Annotated in this window: 23 protein-coding genes; 1 reads left to right on the forward strand and 22 read right to left on the reverse strand. The window is 67.7% G+C overall.

Annotated features, from left to right (window positions below):
• Positions 1-30: 30 nt before the first annotated feature.
• A complete protein-coding gene (gltA, locus tag ACK4JY_RS07425) occupies positions 31-1,332 on the forward strand; it encodes a citrate synthase (protein ID WP_409604283.1) in 1,302 nt (433 codons plus the stop codon).
• 15 nt (positions 1,333-1,347) lie between these two features.
• Here gltA and ACK4JY_RS07430 read toward each other — a convergent pair whose 3' ends face one another.
• From ACK4JY_RS07430 to nuoN, 22 genes are all read right to left on the reverse strand, one after another.
• Positions 1,348-1,635 carry a hypothetical protein gene (locus ACK4JY_RS07430; protein WP_409604285.1) on the reverse strand — a complete coding sequence of 96 codons (288 nt, stop codon included), beginning with the start codon at positions 1,633-1,635 and terminating at the stop codon, positions 1,348-1,350.
• Positions 1,636-1,697: 62 nt separating this feature from the next.
• Entirely contained in the window at positions 1,698-2,159 is a 462-nt protein-coding gene (locus tag ACK4JY_RS07435; RefSeq protein WP_409604287.1) for a hypothetical protein, read from the reverse strand.
• A gap of 31 nt (positions 2,160-2,190) precedes the next feature.
• Positions 2,191-2,541: a hypothetical protein gene (locus ACK4JY_RS07440; protein WP_409604289.1), complete on the reverse strand. Its 351-nt coding sequence runs from the start codon at positions 2,539-2,541 to the stop codon at positions 2,191-2,193.
• A gap of 49 nt (positions 2,542-2,590) precedes the next feature.
• Entirely contained in the window at positions 2,591-2,992 is a 402-nt protein-coding gene (locus ACK4JY_RS07445) for a helix-turn-helix domain-containing protein (RefSeq protein WP_409604291.1), read from the reverse strand.
• Between the two features lie 113 nt (positions 2,993-3,105).
• On the reverse strand, positions 3,106-4,284 hold the full coding sequence (lpxB, locus tag ACK4JY_RS07450; RefSeq protein ID WP_409604293.1) for a lipid-A-disaccharide synthase: 1,179 nt from the start codon (positions 4,282-4,284) through the stop codon (positions 3,106-3,108).
• On the reverse strand, positions 4,281-5,111 hold the full coding sequence (gene lpxI, locus ACK4JY_RS07455; RefSeq protein ID WP_409604295.1) for a UDP-2,3-diacylglucosamine diphosphatase: 831 nt from the start codon (positions 5,109-5,111) through the stop codon (positions 4,281-4,283). Before lpxI ends, lpxB begins: the two co-directional genes overlap by 4 nt.
• Before the next feature lie 13 nt (positions 5,112-5,124).
• Positions 5,125-5,910 (reverse strand): acyl-ACP--UDP-N-acetylglucosamine O-acyltransferase, encoded by a 786-nt coding sequence (gene lpxA / locus ACK4JY_RS07460; protein WP_409604297.1) that lies wholly within the window; start codon positions 5,908-5,910, stop codon positions 5,125-5,127.
• Entirely contained in the window at positions 5,907-6,386 is a 480-nt protein-coding gene (gene fabZ, locus ACK4JY_RS07465; RefSeq protein WP_409604299.1) for a 3-hydroxyacyl-ACP dehydratase FabZ, read from the reverse strand. Before fabZ ends, lpxA begins: the two co-directional genes overlap by 4 nt.
• Positions 6,379-7,407, reverse strand: a complete 1,029-nt coding sequence (gene lpxD, locus ACK4JY_RS07470; protein WP_409604300.1) for a UDP-3-O-(3-hydroxymyristoyl)glucosamine N-acyltransferase — start codon at positions 7,405-7,407, stop codon at positions 6,379-6,381. Before lpxD ends, fabZ begins: the two co-directional genes overlap by 8 nt.
• Before the next feature lies 1 nt (position 7,408).
• Complete coding sequence (locus ACK4JY_RS07475; protein ID WP_409604301.1) at positions 7,409-7,987, reverse strand: OmpH family outer membrane protein; 579 nt, start codon at positions 7,985-7,987, stop codon at positions 7,409-7,411.
• Between the two features lie 34 nt (positions 7,988-8,021).
• Positions 8,022-10,445 carry an outer membrane protein assembly factor BamA gene (gene bamA, locus ACK4JY_RS07480; RefSeq protein ID WP_409604303.1) on the reverse strand — a complete coding sequence of 808 codons (2,424 nt, stop codon included), beginning with the start codon at positions 10,443-10,445 and terminating at the stop codon, positions 8,022-8,024.
• Between the two features lie 32 nt (positions 10,446-10,477).
• A complete protein-coding gene (locus ACK4JY_RS07485) occupies positions 10,478-11,692 on the reverse strand; it encodes a M50 family metallopeptidase (RefSeq protein WP_409604304.1) in 1,215 nt (404 codons plus the stop codon).
• Between the two features lie 23 nt (positions 11,693-11,715).
• Positions 11,716-12,912: a 1-deoxy-D-xylulose-5-phosphate reductoisomerase gene (gene dxr / locus ACK4JY_RS07490; protein ID WP_409604307.1), complete on the reverse strand. Its 1,197-nt coding sequence runs from the start codon at positions 12,910-12,912 to the stop codon at positions 11,716-11,718.
• Entirely contained in the window at positions 12,909-13,724 is an 816-nt protein-coding gene (locus ACK4JY_RS07495; protein ID WP_409604309.1) for a phosphatidate cytidylyltransferase, read from the reverse strand. The genes dxr and ACK4JY_RS07495 overlap by 4 nt, the downstream gene beginning before the upstream one ends.
• Positions 13,724-14,479 (reverse strand): polyprenyl diphosphate synthase, encoded by a 756-nt coding sequence (gene uppS, locus ACK4JY_RS07500; RefSeq protein WP_409604310.1) that lies wholly within the window; start codon positions 14,477-14,479, stop codon positions 13,724-13,726. The genes ACK4JY_RS07495 and uppS overlap by 1 nt, the downstream gene beginning before the upstream one ends.
• Before the next feature lie 32 nt (positions 14,480-14,511).
• Positions 14,512-15,069 (reverse strand): ribosome recycling factor, encoded by a 558-nt coding sequence (gene frr / locus ACK4JY_RS07505; RefSeq protein WP_409604312.1) that lies wholly within the window; start codon positions 15,067-15,069, stop codon positions 14,512-14,514.
• Between the two features lie 29 nt (positions 15,070-15,098).
• Entirely contained in the window at positions 15,099-15,842 is a 744-nt protein-coding gene (pyrH, locus tag ACK4JY_RS07510) for a UMP kinase (RefSeq protein WP_409604314.1), read from the reverse strand.
• Between the two features lie 61 nt (positions 15,843-15,903).
• Complete coding sequence (locus tag ACK4JY_RS07515; RefSeq protein ID WP_409604315.1) at positions 15,904-16,830, reverse strand: hypothetical protein; 927 nt, start codon at positions 16,828-16,830, stop codon at positions 15,904-15,906.
• A gap of 18 nt (positions 16,831-16,848) precedes the next feature.
• Positions 16,849-18,525, reverse strand: a complete 1,677-nt coding sequence (locus ACK4JY_RS07520) for a ribonuclease J (RefSeq protein ID WP_409604317.1) — start codon at positions 18,523-18,525, stop codon at positions 16,849-16,851.
• Positions 18,522-19,304, reverse strand: coding sequence for a type III pantothenate kinase (locus ACK4JY_RS07525; RefSeq protein ID WP_409604319.1), 783 nt, complete (start codon positions 19,302-19,304; stop codon positions 18,522-18,524). Before ACK4JY_RS07525 ends, ACK4JY_RS07520 begins: the two co-directional genes overlap by 4 nt.
• The gene (locus ACK4JY_RS07530) at positions 19,301-20,053 is read right to left on the reverse strand and encodes a biotin--[acetyl-CoA-carboxylase] ligase (protein ID WP_409604321.1); all 753 of its coding nucleotides are present in this window, start codon (positions 20,051-20,053) and stop codon (positions 19,301-19,303) included. Before ACK4JY_RS07530 ends, ACK4JY_RS07525 begins: the two co-directional genes overlap by 4 nt.
• A gap of 2 nt (positions 20,054-20,055) precedes the next feature.
• Positions 20,056-21,501, reverse strand: a complete 1,446-nt coding sequence (gene nuoN, locus ACK4JY_RS07535; RefSeq protein ID WP_409604417.1) for an NADH-quinone oxidoreductase subunit NuoN — start codon at positions 21,499-21,501, stop codon at positions 20,056-20,058.
• Positions 21,502-21,507 lie beyond the last annotated feature (6 nt).

Genomic DNA, 21,507 nt, shown 5'->3' on the forward strand with positions numbered 1-21,507 from the left:
GTGAGGCCGCCGTCTGACCAAGGGGCTTTCATGACCGAACTCGCCAAACCCGCCGGAACCGCCACCCTCACCTATGGCGACAAGTCCGTGGAATTGCCGGTGCTGGCGGGGTCGACCGGTCCTGACGTGATCGATATCCGCAAGCTGTACGGCGCCACCGACGCCTTCACCTACGATCCGGGCTTCACCTCGACGGCGTCCTGCGAAAGCGCGCTGACCTTCATCGACGGCGACAAGGGAACCCTGCTGCACCGCGGCTACCCGATCGACCAGCTGGCCTCGCAGTCGAACTTCGTCGAGGTTTGCCACCTGCTGCTGCACGGCGAGCTGCCGACGGCCTCCCAGTACGAGGCCTTCGAGCGCAGCATCACCATGCACACCATGCTGCATTCGCAGTTCGACCGCTTCTTCGAGGGCTTCCGCCGCGACGCCCACCCGATGGCCATCATGGTCGGTACGGTCGGGGCCCTGTCGGCCTTCTATCACGACAGCCTAGACATCCATGATCCGGTCCAGCGCAACATCTCGGCCATCCGCCTGATCGCCAAGATGCCGACCATCGCGGCGCGGGCGTACAAATATCATATCGGCCAGCCGTTCGTGTCGCCGCGCAACGACCTGAGCTATTCCGAGAATTTCCTGCGCATGTGCTTCGCCGTTCCGGCCGAGGACTATGAGGTCAATCCGGTGCTGGCCAAGGCCATGGACCGCATCTTCATCCTGCACGCAGACCACGAGCAGAACGCCTCGACCTCGACCGTCCGCCTGGCCGGTTCTTCGGGCGCCAATCCGTTCGCCTGTATCGCCGCCGGCATCGCCTGCCTGTGGGGCCCGTCGCACGGCGGCGCCAATGAAGAGGCGCTGAACATGCTCAAGGAGATCGGCACCCCCGACAAGATTCCCGAGTTCATCGAGGGCGTGAAGGCGAAAAAATACAAGCTGATGGGCTTCGGCCACCGGGTGTACAAAAACTACGACCCGCGCGCCAGGGTGATGCAGGAAAGCGCCCACGAGGTGCTTGAAGCGGTCGGCGACCCCAACGATCCCCTGCTGCAGGTGGCCCGCGAGCTGGAGCGCGTGGCGTTGAACGACGAGTATTTCATCGAGCGCAAGCTGTTCCCGAACGTCGACTTCTATTCGGGCATCACCTTGTCGGCCATGGGCTTCCCGACGTCGATGTTCACCGTGCTGTTCTCGCTGGCCCGCACCGTCGGCTGGATCGCCCAGTGGCAGGAAATGATCGGGGACCCGACCCAGAAGATCGGCCGTCCGCGTCAGCTCTACACCGGCCCGACCGAGCGCGACTTCGTGCCGATCCAGAACCGCGGCTGAGACAGGCCCGATTGATCAGGCGACCGCCCGCGTGGGCGTCGCCTGATCGGTCTCATGCCGGGCCAGCTGGCTGAGATAGCGTCGCACCCGCGCGAGCGCCTCGACGTCGCGGCCGTCACTGCGGCGATCGCCGCCCTGGTCGATCAGGACCGCAAGAATTTGGGCCGCTTCGGCGGGTGTGCGCGGCCGGTGGTCCAGCAGATAGACTTCAGCGGAAACCCACGCGTCCCACACCCCCTCCGGATTCTGCCGGCTGCGGGTCCAGAAGGACGCGGCGGTGTCATAGGTCCAGGCGTGCGCCATGGAAGCCTCCCTTGGTGGTCAGATGGATGGATGCGGCGGCGTAACGGACCCGAGCCCGCAGCTCAGCCCTGACGCGCGGCCCAGCGCTCATAGCTCCGCGCGAAGGGCGTCTCGGCGACCCCGGCGAGAAGGGCGAGGACCACGGCGGCGCTGAAGATCCAGCGGAGTCCGACATAGGCCCGCCACCATATGCTCTGGTCAAACAGGGCGATGAAATGGGCGAAGAAACCAAGCAGGGCGAAGGCCGCCGCCGCGTGCGCCCACCAGCGCCGGCTTCGCCAGGCCAGAATGACGAGCAGTCCGAACAGCCCCCCGTCCAGCACGGCGACCGCCGCCCGAATGGTGAGCCAGACCCAGTGATCGACAAAGGCGGTGAGGACGAAATTGGCGAGGACGAGGCCGATGCCGATTCGGACCGACCGGTCGCCAAAGACCAGTCCGATCGCCATGACCGCGAGCGTCGCCAGCAGGAAGACCTGCTGCACGGGGGAGCCGATGAGGGCGAGAAGTCCAGCAATATCCATCTCCCGACGATCAAGGGTTTGGGATTGAGGTTCAAGCGGCCTGGCGCAGACGTCCGGCCGGAACCAGGCGCGGACCGTCCTCGGGCTTGGCTTCCAGCGGGCCTCCAAGGCCGGTCCAGGCGATCCGCATGAGCCGGGCGTCGCGGGCCAGCTGCTTGTGGCCCTCGACAAGGGCGCGGCGGGCCCTGGTCAGAGCGCCGCCGCATTCAGCGACATGCTCAAGCGCCTCCTGGCCGACGACGACGGCAATGCCGTGATCCATACGACCCCGCGTCATCAGCGCCGACAGGTCGCCGATCTCCGCCAGGGCGGCGTCCAGGGCTCGTTCAGCGGCGTAAAGCTTTTCGGCCATCTGGCGGCCCAGCTCGTTGCGGTCAGACATGGGTGTGCGCTCCTCCGCCAGGGCGGGCCACTCGGATGGTTGCGGTCGTTCAGCCCAGGCCGTGGAAGGCCCGGGAGGTCACCAGCGCCAGCACGGCGAGGACGCCGATCACCGCGAACACCGCTACGATGACGCTCGTATTGACGAGCCCGGGCGGAGTGGGGCGGTAGAACGAAGGCGGCTGCGGGCCAGGTCCGGAAACACCGCCAGAAGAGCTGGTTTCCCCCGCCGGCGACATGCTCAAACGATGACCGGTTTCTGACCAATTTCGCCTGAACTCGGCCAGAGCGTCCTGGCGGCGGGTGACGCCGAGCTTGCGGTAGGCCGACTGAAGGGTGTTGCTCACGGTCCGTTCGGCGATGCCCAGCCGGGATGCGATCTCCTTGTTCTTGCGACCGCCCTCCAGCAATCGCAGACAACTCACCTCGCGCACCGTAAGCCGGTCAGTCATGTCGCACCCCCAACGACCGAAACTTTCACCGGATTGGGGTTAAGGTCCAGAGGGTTAACCGTCTTGCCGTGAAATCTCGCGCAAGCGGGCCCGAGCCGGCGCCGCGCAGCCACTTACCCGACCTGGCCGCCCGACTTCGCGGCGATGACCCTGAGCACCGCCTCCGCTGCAATTTCGGAGGGGTCGCGGCCCTCCCGCCCCATCAGATCCAGGGCGGCGGTCTGCCGCGCCGCCTGACTGGCCCGGGCCTCCGGATCGGCCAACAGTCGTCCGACCTCGGCGGCCAGGTTCTCCGCCGTGGCGTCGGCCTGGATCAGCTCCTTCGCGATCTCCTCATCCGCCGCATGATTGAACAGGGTTGCGTACTTGCCGGTGAAGAACGGCCTCATGATCGCATAGCTGAGCGGCTGGAAGCGGTAGCTGATGACCATCGGCGCGCCGGCCAGCGCCAGTTCCGTCGAGACCGTGCCGCTGGTCGCCAGCGCCACCGTCGCGGCCTTCATGGCGGGGTATTTGTCGCCCTCCGGCACGAGGTGGGCGCGGAACGGCCAGGTGGCGACTTCGGCGGTGACGAGATCCGCCACAGGCCCCGCCGCGATGACGGCGACCTCGAGCCCTGGGTCGGCCTGCTTGAGGCGAGCGACCGCGGCCTCATAGACCGGGGTCATCAAGCTGATCTCGGACCGGCGGCTGCCGGGCAGAACCAGCAAAAGGGGCGCGTCGGCGGCAATACCGCGTGAGGCCCGGAACGCCGCCGGATCAGCCGCGCTCATGTCCACGTGCAGGGCCTGGGAGCCGACAACTGTGGTCGGCAGCCCCTCCCGCTCAAACCAGGGCGCATCGAAGGCATAGAGGGCCAGCAGGTGGTCGACCGAGGCCGCCAGGGTTTTCGCCCGGCCGGGGCGCGAGGCCCAGACCTGCGGCCCCACGTATTTGATCAGGGGCGTGTCCGGCAGGGCGGCCCGGATCGCCTTGGCCACCCGGATGGTGAAGCCCCAGCTATCGATCAGGACGACGGCGTCCGGGCGTTCGGCCGCCGCCAAGGCAGCGGTGTCCGCGACCCGGCGCTTGACCACGCCATACGCCTTCAACCCCTCGAGCCATCCGAGCACCGACAGGTCGCCGATGTCGAACGGACTGGCGACGCCGGCCTCCGCCATCCGCGCCCCGCCGACCCCGACGAAGACGACATCGTCACCCAGCCGGGCCTTGAGGGCCTCGGCCAGCGCCGCCCCGAGAGCGTCCCCCGAAGCCTCGGCGGCGACCAGCATGATCTTCAGCGGTCGACTCACCCGGCCTCTCCCCAGACGAACAGACCCAGCCGGTCGGCGGCCTCGACGATGGCCGGATGGTCGATCAGGATCAGCTTGCCGGCGACACCGCCAACCCCCGCCAGACCGGCCGCGGCGGCCAGTTCGACAGTCCGCGGGCCCATCACCGGCATATCGACCCGAAGATCCTGGATCGGCTTGGGCGCCTTGCCCAGCGCGCCCTTGCGCCCGGCCGGCGAGCCGCGAAGATCGGCTGGGAGGCCGGCGACACGCGCCAGCATGGCGTCCGTACCCTCCTGCGCCTCAACGGCCAGCACGAGTCCGTCACAGACAACCGCCCCCTGACCGATATCGAGTTCACCGGCCTTTTCAGCGACATGGATCGCCTTCTTCAGGTCAGACAGCTGGTCAGCTGTCGGTGTGATTACGCCCAAGGCCCCGGCCGGGAGGGTCTCGCCGCCGAGGATGTCGTCGGCCCCCTCGATGGCGTACCCCTCGGCTTCGAAGATCGAGAGGATCTTCCGCAGCAGGGCGTCGTCGCCCTTGGCGGCCTCGGCGATGATGCCGGGCAGCAGGGTCATCCCCTTGAAGTCGGGCTTCAGGCTTTTGAAGTCGGGGCGGCTGACCGTGCCGGCGAAGCAGACCGCGCCACATCCCGCCTTCTTGAGAGCGGACAGAACCCGACCGATCTCGGCAAGGCCGGCGTCGATGCCCGGGTAGCGGGACAGATGCGGATCGGCGAAGCCGGCCAGCCGCACCACGAACACGGGCCGCCCCTCGGCCTCGCAGCGCGCCGCGACAGACAGCGGCAGCGCCCCGCCACCGGCGATGAGGCCCAGCCTGCTCATTCGCCGGGCCCTCTCACGCGCCCGGCAGGCAAAGCGGGCGTTTGCCGTCCTCACGGATGAAGGCGACCATTTCCATGATCTCGGGCAGGTCGGCGTAGTCGGTCGCGACCCGGTCCACACGCTCGGCGAAGTTCCCCTGCCCCTCGAACAGGTCGCGGAAGGCGGCCAGCAGCCGACGGATGGCGTCCTTGCCATAACCCTTCCGCTTCAGCCCGATCAGATTGAGGCCATGCAGTTGAGCGTGATTGCCCCAGGCCGACCCATAGGGGATGACGTCGCGCGTCACCGCCGCCAGACCGCCGACGATCGCGCCCTGCCCGACCCGTCCGTTCTGGTGCACGGCGGCCAGTCCGCCAAGGAACACCTTCGAGCCGATCCGGGCATGGCCGCCGAGGGTGGCGTTGTTGGCCATGACGACATGGTCGCCAACGATGGCGTCGTGCCCGACGTGGGCGCCCGTCATGAACAGGCCGTTCGAGCCGACCCGGGTGACCCCAGCGCCTTGCGGCGTGCCCCGGTTGAAGGTCGAATGCTCGCGTATCAGGTTGTCGTCGCCGATCTCGAGCGTGACGGTCTCACCTCGATAGCCGGTGTGCTGGGGATCGCCGCCGATGACGGCGAACGGGTGGATGACGGTGCGGGCGCCGACCGTCGTGTCCTGCTGGATCACCACATGGCTCAGCAACTGGACGTCCTGATGCAGGACAACACCCGGCCCGACAATGCACCATGGTCCGATCCGCACCCCGTCCGCGACGCGCGCGCCGGCGTCGACAAGAGCCGTGGGGTGGATGCTCACGGCGCGACCGGCGGGTCGACGGTGACCATCATGGCGGCGAAGTCGGCCTCGGCCGCCAGCTTGCCGTCGATGAAGGTTTCACCGCGGAATTTGAAGATGTCGCCGCGCTGGCGCGTGATCACGACCTTCATGCGCAACTGGTCGCCCGGGCGAGCCGGCTTGCGAAAGCGGACGCCGTCGATCGACATGAACATGATGATCTTGCCCTCGACCGAGACGTCGAGGGTCTTGGACATCATCAGAGCCCCGGTCTGGGCCATGGCCTCGACGATCATCACGCCGGGCATGACCGGGTCGATCGGGAAATGGCCCGGAAAAAAAGGCTCGTTGTGGGTCACGTTCTTGATGCCGGTGATCGAGACCCCGGAGACGAAATCCTCAGCCTTGTCGATCAGCAGGAACGGATAGCGGTGCGGCAGGCGTCGCATGATCTCCGCATAGTCAATCTTGACCCCGGCGTCCGTCTCGTCAGTCATTCCGGCTTTCCCTGCGCGCCTTTCCGGAAGCCTGTTTGGCGAGCCAGATCGTTTCACGCAAGAACTGTCGCAGAGGTTTGGCCGGATAGCCCGACCAGGTTTCGCCGCCCGGAATGTCCTGCAGTACCCCGGCGCCGGCGGCGACACGCGCGCCCTCGCCGATCTTCAGGTGATCGCCGACCCCGGCCTTGCCGCCGAAGATGACGTTGTCGCCCACGGTCACCGAACCGGAAATGCCGGTGTTGGCCGCCATCAGACAGTTGCGACCGATCACGCAATTGTGGCCGATCATGACCAGATTATCGATCTTGGTGTTCTCGCCGATCACCGTGTCGGCATAGGCCCCGCGGTCAATACAGGAGTTGGCTCCGACACTGACGCCGTCCTGCAGGATGACCCGTCCCAGCTGGGGCACGTCAATGGGACCCGTACGCGACCCCGCCGCTCCGAAACCGGGCTCGCCGATGCGCGCGCCCGCCAGCAGCCGGACCCGGTCGCCGACCAGCGCGAAGCCGATGGTCACGTTCGATCCGACGACGCAGTCGCGGCCGATCTGGACTCCGGGACCAATCACGGTGTTGGAGCCCACACGGGTTCCGCGACCGATCCGCGCTCCGCCGCCAAGCACGACGCCGGGCTCCAGCACGACGGTCTCGTCCTCGACGACCTCCGCCGGCGGGACTGAACGGGTCAGCGGGATGGCGCGATGAAAAAGGAGGGACGCCCTGGCCCAGGCGGCCTGGGTCTCGCCGGTGACAATGACGGCGGCGTCAGCGGGAGCCGCTTCCACCGCCGGGGCTGCAACGATGACGCAGGCGGCCCGGGTGGCGGTCAGCGCGGGAAGGAATCGCCGATCTCCCAGAAAGGCGATGTCGCCTTCGCCGGCGGCGGCCAGCGGCGCGACGGCGGAGACCATCCGATCTCCGCCTCGCACCGCTTCACACCCGATGCGGTCTGCGAGCGCCGCGACCGTCATGGCCGGCAGACGCTCGAAGAATCGCGTGTCGGGCCCTTGCCCCATATTACTGGGCCGGCTGTTGCGCCGGGACCGGCATGCGGCTGAACGAGAGCGTCGGCAGAGCCGCGTTCACCCGCTGGATCGCGGCGTCGGTCAGATCCATGGTCGGGTTGACGCGCATGACGCCGTCACGGGCGATCAGTATGCCGCAGCCGCGCTCGTTGTAGAGCGCCAGAATGACCGGATCGGCGGCCTGGGCGATCTGCTGGAGTTGCATCGCTTGGGTGTAGCGCAGCTCGCCTTCGCGGGTCTGGGCCAGATTGCGGGCTTCCTGGTAGCGGGTCTGCAGCGCCTGTTCGCGCGTGGCGAAATCGGCCTGCGGAATGGTCCCGCGGCCTTGCTGAAGCTGCTGGCCTTCCGACTGGATGAACTGCTCATAGGGAGCCAGCTCGGCTTGCACTTCCTGTTGCAGACGCTGCATGCCGGTCTGCACGGCCTGGCCGGCGGTCGACTGGGCCAGCAGGCGATCATGGTGATAGACGCAGACGCCCGGGATGGCGGGGCCGAAATTCTGGTCCTGGGCGGCCGCGGCCGATCCGGCGAGCAAGGCGACGGTGAAGGCGCCGAAAGCGAGGATTTTCATGTGTAAGCCTTTGCGCGGGCTGAGGGCCCGTCGGTTAGAATTGGGTTGAAGTCGAGAAGCGGAAGGTTTCGGTCTTGTCGTACTCTTCCTGGCCGAGGATGTGGCTAAGGTCGAAGCGGATCGGCCCCATGGGCGAGCGCCAGTGAATGCTGAGCCCCGCGGAGGCTCGCAGCTCCAGGTCATCGATGATCCGGCTGCTGGGATTGCCGTTGGCGTCGACGGTATAGCGGTCATCCAGCAGCCCGACCGTGCCCACATCGGTGAACAGCGAGGTGCGAATGCCGTACTCTTCCGGCAGTCCGTTCGGAACCGTCAGCTCAAGCGTGCCGATGGCGTAGAAATTGCCGCCGAGGGCGTCCGTGGTGCTCAGGTCGCGCGGACCGATGCCCGCCGTCTCAAACCCGCGGAAACTGTTGCCGCCCTTGAAGAAGCGGTCGTTGATCCGGATCGGATCGCCACCCCATCCGGAGACATAGCCGGTCGAAGCCGCGGCCGTGACGACCCAGTTGGGGGTGATGCCCCAGTAGGCCGAGACGTCAGCCTCGGTCTTCACATAGTTCACATCACCGCCGATGCCGGCGAGATCCTGGCGGATCGTGCCGGTCCAGCCTCGCGTGGGCCGAACCGGATCGTTACGGCGATCGACCAGCAGGGTGTAGCCCGCCGACGAGTTGAGGAAGGAGCCGACCTGATCGCAAAGCGCCGTCGAGCCAGTCCCACTATCGCAGAAATTATTTGGGACGATGATCTCGTCCGCCTTCAGGAAATACCGGGTGCTTAGAAGGGTATAGGCATTCAGCGGATAGGACAGGCGCACCCCGCCGCCGGTCGAACGGTAGTCGTATGACGAATACTCGCTCAGATCGTAGCGGGAGTGGAAGGCGTCGAAGCCGGCGCGCAGGTCACGACCGAGGAATTTCGGTTCGGTGAAGCGGAAATCGACCTGCTGTCGCAGCGAACCCCACTCGACCCGGGCCACGACGTTCTGCCCGCGGCCGCGGAAGTTGCGCTCGGTGATGCCGAGATTGACAACGAAGGAGTCGACCGAACTGAAGCCGGCGCCGACCGACAGTTCGCCAGTCGGCTGTTCGGTGACCGTGACGTTGACGACCGACCGGTCAGGGGCCGAGCCACGGGACTCCTCGACCGCCACCTCCTTGAAGAAGCCGAGCGCCCGCAGATTGTTGCGCGACCGTTCCAGCAGGGTGCGGTTGAAGGCGTCGCCCTCCGTCAGCATCATCTCGCGCCGGATGACGTTGTCGAGCGTGCGGGTGTTGCCAATGACGTTGATGCGATCGACGTAGACCCGCTGGCCTTCCTTGATGTTGAAGGTGATGTCGATCGTGTCGGTCTCGGGATTGGCGGTATAGGTCGGCTCGATCTCGACGAAGGCGTAGCCGGCGGACCCGGCGGCGAACGTCAGGGCGTCGACCGCGGACTCGATCTTGTCGCTTTCGTACAACTGACCCGAACGGATCGGCAGCAACAGCTTGAGGAAGTCGGGATTCAGACGGTCATTCTCGGTGACCACCTCGACGTCGCCAAAGGTGTAGCGGTCGCCTTCGTCGAGGGTGATGGTGATGCCGAAGGCGCTGTCGTCGGGAGCCAGCTCCGCGATCGCCGACAGGACCCGGAAGTCGTAATAGCCGCGGTTGGTGTAGAATTTCCGCAGTTGTTCGCGATCGTAGTCCAGCCGGTTGGGATCGTAGTTGTCGTTCGACGAGAACAGCCTCCACCATTCGGACCGCTTGGTGACCATGACTTCCTGCAGGTCACCGTCCGGATAGGCGGTGTTGCCAAGGAAGGTGATTGCCCGCACGCCCGTCTCCGGCCCCTCGTCGATCTCGAAGACGACATCGACGCGGTTCTGCTCAAGCTGGACGAGCTTGGGGGTGACCGTGGCCGAGATGCGGCCGGACAGGCGATAGAGCTCGACGATCTTGCCGACGTCCTCCTGGACCCGGGCGCGGGTGTAGATGCCGCGCGGGGCCAGCGTGACCTCCTCGCGCAGCTTGGTCTCGCTGAGGGCGCTGTTCCCCTCGAACACCACCTGGTTGATGATCGGGTTCTCGACGATCTCGACCACCAGGTCGCCATTCGGCTGAACACCGAGCTGGACGTTGGCGAACAGTTGGGTGCGGGTCAGGGTGCGAAGCGCGACGTCGAGAACGGCCGCGTCAACCGTGTCGCCGGCCTGGATCGGCAGGTAGGACAGGATCGTGGTCTGGTCGATGCGCTGGTTGCCCCGCACAAGGATGCGATTGACCAGCACCCGCTCTTCCGGAGCCGCTTGCGCCGTCTGCGGGGCCTCCTCCACGACAACCGTCGGGGTCGGCGAAGCCGCCGGCGCCGTCTGGGCCAGCGCAGGGCCGGAGAGGCCGGCCGCCACCACAAGGGCCAGCAGGCTCGGGCTCAGGCCGCGGGCGAAACGAAGGGCGGACGCGTCTTGTCGGATCATGCGGGAAACCATCGGGGGCTGGCGTCGGCTCATCAGGCGAGCCCGCCGAGGAAGGTGAACAGGCCGTTTTTCTGCAGGTCGTTCCAGGTGGCGAACAACATCAATCCCGCCAGCAAAGCAAGACCGACGCGGTAGCCGGCTTCCTGAACACGTGCGGGAACGGGCCGGCGCGCTACAGCTTCATAGCCGTAGAACAGAAGGTGGCCCCCGTCGAGTACGGGGATCGGCAGCAGATTGACGATACCGATTCCAATCGAAACGAGGGCGGCGAAGCTGAGGAAGGTCAGGGCGAGATTGGCGGCCATCCAGCCGGGATCAGGGTTGGCGTCGACGGCCTGCTGGGTCACGCCCCCGGCCGCCTTGGCGATGCCGATCGGGCCGTTGAGCAGGTCGCCGGACTCCTTTCCGATGAAGATGCGGCCGATATAGGTCACGGTCGTAGAGACGGTGGACCCGATGGTCTCGATCCCCTTACCGAAGGCCTGAACCGGATTGAGGGTGCGGAAACTCAGATCCCCCGGCAGCGCCTGCATCTGAATGCCGATCTGGGCGATCTTCACCCGTCCGGCGATCTCATCGTCGACCTCGTTCCGCACCGGAACCGCCGTCAGGGTGATCAGCTGGCCGCCGCGGTCGACCTCGAAGCGAACCGGATCGCCCGCGCTCATGACGACGATGCGGGCCACGTCACGCTGGTCCTCGACCGGACGCCCGTTGATGGCGACGATCAGGTCGCGCGGCTGGAAGCCCGCCGCCGCGGCCGGGCTGCCGGGTTGCGTCCCGTGCACCCGCGGCGCCGCCACCTGCTCGCCGACCACGCTGAACAGGATGGTGAACAGCACCATCGCCAGCAGGAAGTTGGCCGCCGGGCCCGCGGCCACGATCAGCGCCCGCTGCCAGATCGGCTTGAAATGGAAATAGTCGCGTTCGGCCCCGGGGCCGTGCTCTGCGATCACCCGCTGACGCAGCTCCGAGAGACCCGCCTGGTCCGGGACGCTGGAAGCGTCCAGATCGCCGGAGAATTTGACGTAGCCGCCCAGCGGCAGCCAGGCCAGCCGCCATTCGGTGCCACGGCGGTCGATCCGGCTGACAATGGTCTTGCCGAAGCCGACGGAAAAGCGGTCGATCTTCACGCCGAAGGCGCGCGCGACAAGGAAATGGCCCAGTTCGTGGATGGTGACGATGAACGTCAGCACCAGCAGGAACGGCACGATGTAGAGCAGCGCCTGGCCGAGGAAGCCCGTCATGCCGATATGATATCCTTCGCCGTTCAGGCCGCTGCGGCCAAACTCCGGATGATCGACTCCGCCTCTCGCCGCGCCTGAGCATCCACGGCCAAAGCCGCGTCACAGGCGTTGCGAGACCCGGAATCCACCCCCGACGTCGTTACGCGCGACAAGGTGTCGGCGACGACTGCGGCAATATTGAGAAAGCCCAGCCGACGGTCAAGAAATGCGAGGGCCGCGACCTCGTTGGCCGCGTTGAACACGATCGGCGCCGAACCGCCTGCCCGGAGCGCTTCCCGCGCCAGTCCGAGGGCCGGAAACAGGGTTTCGTCAGGCCGCTCGAACGTCAGTTGGCCCAACGCCGCAAGGTCCAGCTTCGGCGCCGGCCAGGCGATCCGATCCGGCCAGGCAAGGGCGCAGGCGATCGGGGTCCTCATGTCCGGCGGACCCAGCTGGGCCAGGGTCGAGCCGTCGACGAATTCGACCAGGCTGTGAATGATCGATTCCGGATGCACGACCACATCGATCCGATCGGCCGGCATGTCGAACAGATAGGCCGCCTCGATCGCCTCCAGACCCTTGTTGGCCATGGTCGCGCTGTCGACCGATATCTTGGGCCCCATGCTCCAGTTGGGGTGGGCGACGGCCTGTTCGGGCGTGATGTCGGCGAGGGAGTCGCGCGGCATGCCGCGGAACGGCCCGCCCGAGGCGGTGAGAACCAGTTTGGCGACCTGGCGCGGCGCGTCGTGCGGAAACACCTGGAAGATGGCGGAGTGCTCCGAATCGACCGGAATGACCTTGCCGCCGGCGCGCCGCACCCGCTGAAGCAGGGCCGGGCCGCAACAGACGAGGCTTTCCTTGTTGGCCAGGGCCAGGGTCGCTCCCGTATTCGCCGCCGCCCAGGCCGAGCGCAGGCCGGCCGCCCCGACGATCGCCGCCATGACCCAGTCGGCCGGTCGGGCGGCGGCTTCGATCACCGCCCCCTCCCCGGCCGCGGCTTCGACGCCGGTTCCGGCCAGGGCCCGGCGCAGTTCCTCGAGCCGGGCAGGATCGGCGGTGACGGCCAGTTTCGGCTTCCAGCGCTTCGCCTGTTGAGCCAGGCGCGCGATATTGGCGCCGCCGGTCAGGGCCTCGACCTCGAACGCCCCGGTCCCCGCCGCCTCGGCCTGGTCCATCAGTTCGAGGGTGGAAGACCCGACCGAACCGGTCGAGCCCAGCACCGTGACGCGGCGACGGATCATGCGCCGGTCCCGAACGTCACAACCAGCAGGCGGCCGCAGGCCACAATGACGACCGCGAACATCAGGCCGTCGACCCGGTCCAGCAGGCCGCCATGGCCGGGGATCAGCTTGCCCGCGTCCTTGACGCCATAGCGCCGCTTGAGAGCCGACTCCCACAGGTCGCCGGCCATGGTGGCCAATGCCGCGGCCAGGCCCAGGACTGCGCCCCATACCGGCCCGATTCCCATGTCGAGGAAGGTCGCCAGCAGCACGCCCGCGCCGGTGCCCGCGGCCAGGCCGCCGATGAAGCCGGACCAGGTCTTGTTGGGCGAGAAGCGCGGCCACAGCTTCTTTCCGCCGATCAGGTTACCGACCAGATAGGCCATGATGTCGGAGGCCCAGGCGATGACGAAGGCCGACACTGTCCAGGCCAGCCCGCCCGGCTCTGTGCCGTCCCTGAGCCAGATCAGCAGCACCGCCGGCCAGCCGAGGTAAAGAACCCCGTAAGCGGCGTCGACCGCCTCCTGCCCGCGGCTGCGGGCGAACAGCCCGGCGGCGGCGGCGCAGAACACCAGCATCACCAGCGCCAACGACAGCTGCTCGGCGTGGGCCGAAATAACCGAGGCGAACAGCCCGAAGCCGACCGCGCCGGCCATGACCCGCCACGCCGTCGCCGCGCTCATCGTCGCCCATTCCACCGCCAGCAGGGCGCAGGCCAGCAGCACGAGGGCGAGGAACCACAGGCCGCCGGCCCAGATGGCGAGGAACGCCGCCGGGGCCAGCACCACGGCCGACGCGACCCTGAGGCCGATATCGCCGGCGCGCATCGCCATCAGCCGGCCGCTCGCGCGGGAGCGGATGACAGTCCGCCGAAGCGGCGATCGCGGTTCCGGTACTGTTCGACGACGTCCGCCAGCGCCTCGGGCCCATAGTCGGGCCACAGCACCTGCTGGAACACGAGTTCGGCGTAGGCCGCCTCCCACAGCAGGAAGTTCGACAGGCGCTGCTCGCCGGAGGTGCGAACGATGACGTCGACAGGCGGTCCGCCGGCGGTCGACAGCCCCTGCCCCAGTGCGGCTTCGTCCAGCGGGCCGACGGCTTCCCCGGCCAGCACCCGATCCGCATAGCGGCGCGCGGCGTCGACGATGTCGGCCCGGCCGCCGTAGTTGAAGGCGACCTGCAGCAGGAATTTGTCGTTGTGCGCCGTCGTCGCCTCGGCGTTGTCGATAATGGCGATGATGTCGGCCGGCAGGCCCGCCCGGCTGCCAAGAACCCGCACCCGGACCCCTTCGCGTTCCAGCCGCTTCAGGTCGCTGGCGACATAGGAGCGGACCAGACCCATCAGGTCGGAGACTTCCTCGGCCGGCCGGCTCCAGTTCTCGGTCGAGAAGCCGAACACCGTCAGACAGCGGATGCCCAGGGCCGGCGCCGCCTGGACGGTGCGCTTCAGCGCCTGGACGCCCTCGCGATGCCCCATGGTGCGCGGCAGGCCGCGAGCCTGCGCCCAGCGCCCGTTGCCGTCCATGATCAGGGCGACATGGCGGGGCCCGTCAGAGGCGGGCGAAGGCTCAAGGGGTTCGACAGGCATGACCGGCGCGTATCCTACGGCAAAACGCGCCGTCAAACCTGCATGATCTCAACTTCCTTGGCCTTCAAGGTCTCGTCGATGCGCTTGATGGCCGCGTCCGTGTCCTTCTGGACCTCGGCCTCCATCTTCTTCTGCTCGTCCTGGCTGATGTCGGAAGCCTTCTCGGCCTTCTTCAGATCGTCATTGGCGTCGCGGCGAACGTTGCGAACGGCGATCTTCTGCTGTTCGGCGTATTTGCCGGCCAGTTTGGCGAGGTCCTTGCGGCGCTCCTCGGTCAGCGGCGGGACCGGGATGCGCAGGGTCTGGCCGTCGACGATCGGGTTGAGGCCCAGGCCCGCGGCGCGGATGGCCTTTTCGACCGGTCCGACCATGCTCTTGTCCCAGACGCTGACCGAGATCATGCGCGGCTCGGGCACGCTGATGGCGGCGACGCTGTGCAGCGGCGACATCGAGCCATAGGCGTCGACCTGGACCGGCTCCAGCAGGCCGGCGTTGGCGCGGCCAGTGCGCAGGCCGGCGAACTCCTCGCGCAGGGCGCCGACCGCCTTCTCCATGCGGTCGCGATAGGTCTTGAGATCAGGCTTGGCCATGGTCGTTTCTCTCGTTCTTGAATGGCTTGTCAGGCTGACTTGGCGTTCGAGGTGATGACCGTGAAGGTCCCCTCCCCGGTCAACGTCCGACGCAGCGAATTGTCTTCCCGGATCGAGAAGACCACGATCGGAATGCCGGAGTCACGCATCAGGGCGATGGCCGAGGCGTCCATGACCTTGAGGTCCCGCGCCAGGACGTCGTGATAGGTCAGGGTCTCGTAGCGGGTCGCGGACGGGTCCTTCTTGGGGTCCGCCGTATAGACGCCGTCGACGCTGGTGCCCTTCAGCAGGGCGTCGCAGCCCATCTCGGCGGCGCGCAGGGCGGCGCCCGAGTCCGTGGTGAAGAAGGGCGCGCCGACGCCGGCGGCGAAGATCACCACCCGGCCTTTTTCGAGATGGCGCAGGGCGCGGCGACGCACATAGGGCTCGGCCACCGCGTTCATCGTCAGGGCGCTCTGCACCCGGGTCTGGACGCCGATCTTCTCCAGCGCCGCCTGCATGGCGAGGGCGTTCATGACCGTCGCCAGCATGCCCATATAGTCGGCGGTGGCGCGTTCCATGTCGCCGGCGGCCTTGCTCAGCCCGCGGAAGATGTTGCCGCCGCCGATGACGAGGCAGATCTCGACGCCCTCGCGCGCGACCTGGGCCACGGCCTCGGCCACTGTGGCGACCGTTTTCATGTCGATGCCATAGGGCTGGTCGCCCATCAGCACCTCGCCCGAGACCTTCAGCAGGACGCGCTTGTAGCGGAACTCGGGCGAGACTTCGGGCATGGGGCGGTCCTGGGGGGCGGATTCGGCTCCTTATAGGTAGGCCCCGCGCGGGATTCAAAGACTACCAGCAGGCCGCGCCGATTCCCGGCGCCCGGACGGCCAGCAGGATGCGGCCGCGCTGCTCGCGGCTGATCGCCCCCGACGTCTCAAGAATGCAGCCGACCACGGTGTTGGAGTTCGGCGCCAGCAGGCCGTAGCGCAGGTTGCTGGCGTCCAGCCCCGCCCGCGCCCGCTCCAGCGCCGCCGGTGCCGCCGCCACCTGCGCCGGATCGTCGGTGATCAGGGTGATCTCGTGCAGCGCCTGCCCCGAGCCGGGAAAGTCGTAGGCGTGGCGGTCATAGACCGCCATCCGCGCGCCGAGGCGGTCGCCCTCGGGCAGGTCGGGATCGAATTTGGCGTTCTGGCTGGCCGAAAAGACCAGCGCCGGCCCGGTCTCCGGCACGACCAGAATATAGGCGTGGCGCGGGAACATCAGATAATGCGCCGGCCATTTGGTCACCCCGACCCACGGGTCGCCGTCGGGGCCAAGCGCATGCGCCCCGACATAGACGCCCGACGGCAGGGTGCGGCCGTCAATCCGGCCGAACCGCCGTACGATATGGTCCGCCATCACATGGTCGAGCAGGAAGATTCCCCGCTCGGCCTGCCGGCTGAAGTACGCGCGGATGTCCGCCTCGGCCGGCCGGGAGCCCAGCTCATCGCCATAGATGGCTTCAAAGGCGTCCGGAGACACCGCCTTGCCGTCGGCCGGGCTGAACCACAGCCCACGCACCTCGTGGACCGACCGCTCAAGCGGGTTGGCCCCGCGAAACGCCGTCAGACTCAGCGTCAGGTTCACGGCGGCGAACAGCAGGACGATCCCCAGCAAGGCCTGCAGCAGGATCAACGCCCATTTGCGCCAGCCATGCAGCGGGTGCCGCGCGTGCCGGACATGCTCCAGCGTCGCGCGGCCCCGGGCCTTCAGCCGATCCCGCACGCGCTGGTTCATTCGCGACGCTCCGTGACGTCAGAGCCTGAGAATGACCGTCTCGACGATCGGACGGCGGTCCCAGATCTGCTGGCTGGCCTTCTTCAGCGCCCGCGACACGGCCTGTTCGATGACCATTTCGTCCTCCAGCGCCGGGCCCTTCAGCTTCAGCACCGCCTGTTCGGCGCGCTCCGCCAGATCGTCGAGGGCGTCGCCCAGCGGCGATTCCGCGTCGCCCGGCAGGCCGATGGCCCGCACATCGATGTCGCTGACGATCTTGCCGCGCCGATCCATGGCGAAGCTGACGATCAGAACGCCATTGGTCGAGGCGTGACGGCGTTCGTGCAGGGCTTCGCCCTGTTCGGTGACCAGACGCCCGCCGTCGACATACAGCCGGCCGCTGGGCACTTCATCGATGATCGCCGCCAGCCCGGGGGCCAGGCGCACCATGTCGCCATTGCGCGGCGTGACCTGTTCGGCGACGCCGAGGTCCTTCGCCATAAGGGCGTGCTCGGCCAGGTGCCGCCGCATGCCGTGCGTCGGCACCGCGATGCGCGGACGCGCCCAGGCGTACATCTGCTTCATCTCGTCCCGGCACGGGTGGCCCGAGACGTGGACGTGCGGATGGTCCTTCTCGGTGTAGAGGCGCACGCCGCGGTCGGCGAGCTTGTCCTGCAGGGCGGCGATGGACAGTTCGTTGCCGGGGATGACCCGCGACGAGAAGATGCAGTGGTCGCCCAAGCCCAGCTTGATGAAGGGGTGGGTGCCCTGGGCCGCGCGTGACAGGGCCGCGCGGTCCTCGCCCTGGCTGCCGGTGCACAGATACAGGATCTCGTCGGCCGGCCAGACGCGGGCCTCTTCCTCGGTCAGGATGCGCTGGGCCTCGCCGAACAGGCCGACGTGGCGGGCCGCGGCGGTGATGCGGTGCATCGAGCGACCGGCCAGGGCCACCCGGCGTCCGGCCAGGGTTGCCGCCTTCATCACGCTGTACATCCGGGCGACGTTCGAGGCGAAGCAGCCGACGGCGATGCGGCCGGTCTTCAGACTGCCGATCAGCTCGATCAACCCCTCCTGGGCGTCCAGCTCCGATCCGGCCTGGCCTTCGACGAAGACGTTGGTCGAGTCGCAGACCATGGCCAGCAGGCCCTCGTCGCCCAGTTTGGTGATGGCGGCGATGTCGGTCGGCTGGCCGATGACGGGGCTGGGATCCAGCTTCCAGTCGCCCGTGTGCAGAACGGTGCCCAGAGGCGTCTTGATCGCGAGACCGTTCGGCTCGGCGATCGAATGGGTCATGGTGATCATCGTCACCTGGAACGGGCCGAGGTCGATCGTGCCGCTGAGCGGCACCTCGATGATCTTGACCTCGTTGAGGATGCCCGCCTCGCGCAGCTTCTCGCGGATCAGGAAGGCGGTGAACGGCGTCGCATAGATCGGCGCCTTGATGCGCGACCACAGCCAGCCGAGGGCGCCGATATGGTCCTCATGCCCGTGGGTCAGGACGATGCCGCGGATCTTCTCGCCGTCGAGGAAGGACGGATCGGGCACGATCACGTCCACGCCGGGCGTCGAAAGGTCGCCGAAGGTGACGCCGACATCGACGATCAGCCATTCGCGATTCGCCTCCGGCCCGTAGCCGTAGACATTCAGGTTCATACCGATCTCGCCCGACCCGCCGAGCGGGACGAAGACGAGTTCGTCGTTGGATTGTTTTTTCATGTGTCCTTTAGATGGGTGTTCCGCCGCCAGATTTCGAGGAGGCCGCGGATAGTGAGGTCCGGATCAAACCGGTCGATGGATTCTGTGGCGCCTTCGAACAGGGAGGCGACGCCGCCGGTGCCGATGACGGTCATGGGCTTGCCCCACTCCGCCTTGATGCGCGCGACCAGGCCTTCGATCAGGGCGACATAGCCCCAGAAGACGCCCGACTGCATGTTGGACACCGTGTCCTTGCCGATCACGCGATCGGGTTTCTGGATGGCGATGCGGGGCAACATTGCGGCGGCCTCATGAAGCGCCTGAAGGCTCAGATTGATCCCCGGCGCGATCAGTCCGCCCTCGAACGCTCCGTCGGCGGCGATCACATCGAAGGTGGTGGCCGTGCCGCTGTCGATGACGATCAGGTCGCCGGGATAGACCAGATGCGCGCCGATGGCGTTGACCAGCCGGTCGGCCCCCGCCTCGCTCGGCTTGGTGATCCGCGCCGTCATGCCCAGCTCGACATTGTCGCCGATCACCAGAGGCTCGACCGACAGATAACGGCGCGACAGGTTCCTCAGATTGAAGATCGACTGCGGCACGACGCTGGAGATGATGCAGCCGTCCAGCTGGCTGATCGCCAGGCCGCGCATCGACAGCAGCTGGCTCAGCCAGACGGCGTATTCGTCGGCCGTGCGGCTGGCCTCGGTGGCCGTGCGCCACTGGGCGATCCACGCCTCGCCGTCATGCACCGCGAACAGCGTATTGGTGTTGCCCTGCTCGATAGCCAGCAGCATCACGCGGCCTCCCCGAAGAAGACGTCGCCGGCCGAGATCAGCCGCAGCGACCCGTCCGCCAGCCTCAGTTTCAGCGCCCCGTCCGCGGCCACGCCCTCGGCCCGGCCCTCGACCGTCTCGCGCCCCAGCCGCGCCACGGCCGGACCGTCCAGCCCCGGCGTCCGCGCCTGCCAGGCGTCGAGGATCGGCTGGAAGCCCAGCGTCTCCCAGCGCTCCATCCAGACGGCGAAGGCCGCCGCCAGCGTCGCCGCCGCGGCCTCCACCGTCGGCGGGGTCAGCACATCGCCGCGCAGATGGTTCGCCAGCGCCGTCGCCGGCCGTTCGGTCCCCTCGGGCGCTTGGGCCAGATTGACCCCGATGCCGACCGCCAGCCACAGGCCGCCGCCCTCGTGCGCCCCGGACTCGACCAGCACGCCGGACGCCTTGTCCCCGGCCAGCATGACGTCATTGGGCCATTTGATCGTCACCAGCGACGGCGGCGCGAAGGCGTCCAGCAGATCGGCGATGGCGAGGGCGGCGATGAAGGTCACCTGGGCCGCCTCGGCCGGCGGCTTGCGCGTGGTGGTCAGCAGGGTGGCGAACAGATTGCCGCGATCGCTCTCCCACGCCCGGCCCCGCCGCCCGCGGCCGGCCGACTGCCGCCGGGCGACGATCCACAGCGGGCCGCTCTCGCCGGCCTCGGCCCGGCGACGGGCGTCCGCATTGGTCGAGTCGGTCTGGTCGAGCAGCAGGACGGGCGCGGCCGAAGCCACCGTCAGCCCGCCCCGTAGCCGACCGCCGCCGCCCGCGTCAGCGGCTCCAACCAGGTCAGGGCGACCAGCACCAGCGGGAAGGAGAACAGCGCCGCGGCGATGGCGATGGTCTTCGCCTCGATCGGCGAACGATCGATCGCCTCGATGCCTTCCGGCGCCGGGTCGAACCACATCAGCTTGATGATGCGCAGATAGTAGAAGCCGGCCACGACCGACGCGACCAGACCGGCGGCGCCGACCATCCAGTAGCCGGCGTCGGCGGCGGCGCCGAACACCGCCCACTTGCCCCAGAAGCCGGCCAGCGGCGGCATGCCCAGCACCGACAGCGACAGCACGGTCAGCACCAGCGCCATCACCGGCCGGTCCTTGCGCAGGCCGGCGAAGTCCTGGATGCGGCGGATCGGCCGGCCATTGCGGCTCAGCGACAGGATCAGGGCGAAGAAGCCGAACTGGTCGATGACGTACAGCGTCATGAACAGCAGCATGGCCTGGACGCCCAGCGTCGTGCCCACGGCGATGCCCAGCAGGGCGTAGCCGATGTTGGCGATCGAGGAATAGGCCAGCAGTCGCTGCATATCCTTTTGCACCAGACCGCCGAAGGCCCCGACCGCGAAGGAGATCAGCGAGATCAGGATAAGCACCTGGGCCCATTGGTCGTGCGAGCCGGCGAAGGCCCCTTCCAGCGTGCGGGCGATCAGCACCATGGCCGCGACCTTGGGCGCCGTGGCGAACAGGGCCACGACCGGCGTCGGGGCGCCCTCATAGACGTCCGGCGTCCACATGTGGAACGGCGCGGCCGAGACCTTGAAGGCCAGGCCGCAGATCAGGAACACGAGGCCGAAGATCAGGCCGGGCGAGGCGTTTGTCGCGGCATAGGCGGCGATCTCGTCGAACCGCATCGAGCCGGTGAAGCCGTAGATCAGGCTGGCGCCGTACAGCAGCAGGCCGGACGACAGGGCGCCGAGGACGAAATACTTCAGCCCCGCCTCGGACGCCTTGAGGTCGTCGCGGTGGAAGGCCGCCAGCACATAGAGGGCCAGCGAGTGCAGCTCGATGCCGACATACAGCGAGATCAGATCGCCCGACGACGCCATCATCCCCATGCCGGCCGAGGCCAGCACGATCAGCACCGGATATTCGAATTTGGCGATCCGGGTGCGCTTCATCCAGCCGTCGCCGAGCACGATGGCCACGGCGCTGGACAGGAAGATCAGCGCCTTGCCGTAGACGGCCAGCGGGTCGGCCACATAGGCCCCGTTGAAGGCCTGGCCCAGCGGACCGGTCACCGCCAGGGCCGTGGCCCCCAGCAGCAGCAGGATGGACAGGGCCGAGACCAGCCGGGCGCTTTTCTCGCCGACGAAGGCGCCGATCATCAGCAGCACGAGGCCGCCGACCGCGAGGGCGGCTTCCGGGGCCGAGAGCTGGAGGGCGGAAATCAGATCAGGCATCATGGT

The organism is Brevundimonas sp. (assembly GCF_046295595.1).
Lineage (GTDB): Bacteria > Pseudomonadota > Alphaproteobacteria > Caulobacterales > Caulobacteraceae > Brevundimonas.

Bases quoted from the DNA above. Each gene is read 5' to 3' on its own strand.
- ACK4JY_RS07485 (WP_409604304.1), bottom strand. From the start codon at position 11,692: ATGACGGGCTTCCTCGGCCAGGCGCTGCTCTACATCGTGCCGTTCCTG.
- ACK4JY_RS07475 (WP_409604301.1), bottom strand. From the start codon at position 7,987: ATGAAAATCCTCGCTTTCGGCGCCTTCACCGTCGCCTTGCTCGCCGGA.
- frr (WP_409604312.1), bottom strand. From the start codon at position 15,069: ATGGCCAAGCCTGATCTCAAGACCTATCGCGACCGCATGGAGAAGGCG.
- pyrH (WP_409604314.1), bottom strand. From the start codon at position 15,842: ATGCCCGAAGTCTCGCCCGAGTTCCGCTACAAGCGCGTCCTGCTGAAG.
- ACK4JY_RS07445 (WP_409604291.1), bottom strand. From the start codon at position 2,992: ATGACTGACCGGCTTACGGTGCGCGAGGTGAGTTGTCTGCGATTGCTG.
- fabZ (WP_409604299.1), bottom strand. From the start codon at position 6,386: ATGACTGACGAGACGGACGCCGGGGTCAAGATTGACTATGCGGAGATC.
- ACK4JY_RS07440 (WP_409604289.1), bottom strand. From the start codon at position 2,541: ATGTCTGACCGCAACGAGCTGGGCCGCCAGATGGCCGAAAAGCTTTAC.
- dxr (WP_409604307.1), bottom strand. From the start codon at position 12,912: ATGATCCGTCGCCGCGTCACGGTGCTGGGCTCGACCGGTTCGGTCGGG.
- ACK4JY_RS07520 (WP_409604317.1), bottom strand. From the start codon at position 18,525: ATGAAAAAACAATCCAACGACGAACTCGTCTTCGTCCCGCTCGGCGGG.
- gltA (WP_409604283.1), top strand. From the start codon at position 31: ATGACCGAACTCGCCAAACCCGCCGGAACCGCCACCCTCACCTATGGC.
- ACK4JY_RS07430 (WP_409604285.1), bottom strand. From the start codon at position 1,635: ATGGCGCACGCCTGGACCTATGACACCGCCGCGTCCTTCTGGACCCGC.
- nuoN (WP_409604417.1), bottom strand. From the start codon at position 21,501: ATGCCTGATCTGATTTCCGCCCTCCAGCTCTCGGCCCCGGAAGCCGCC.
- ACK4JY_RS07515 (WP_409604315.1), bottom strand. From the start codon at position 16,830: ATGAACCAGCGCGTGCGGGATCGGCTGAAGGCCCGGGGCCGCGCGACG.
- ACK4JY_RS07495 (WP_409604309.1), bottom strand. From the start codon at position 13,724: ATGGCGATGCGCGCCGGCGATATCGGCCTCAGGGTCGCGTCGGCCGTG.
- lpxI (WP_409604295.1), bottom strand. From the start codon at position 5,111: ATGAGCAGGCTGGGCCTCATCGCCGGTGGCGGGGCGCTGCCGCTGTCT.
- ACK4JY_RS07435 (WP_409604287.1), bottom strand. From the start codon at position 2,159: ATGGATATTGCTGGACTTCTCGCCCTCATCGGCTCCCCCGTGCAGCAG.
- uppS (WP_409604310.1), bottom strand. From the start codon at position 14,479: ATGCCTGTCGAACCCCTTGAGCCTTCGCCCGCCTCTGACGGGCCCCGC.
- bamA (WP_409604303.1), bottom strand. From the start codon at position 10,445: ATGATCCGACAAGACGCGTCCGCCCTTCGTTTCGCCCGCGGCCTGAGC.
- lpxD (WP_409604300.1), bottom strand. From the start codon at position 7,407: ATGGGGCAAGGGCCCGACACGCGATTCTTCGAGCGTCTGCCGGCCATG.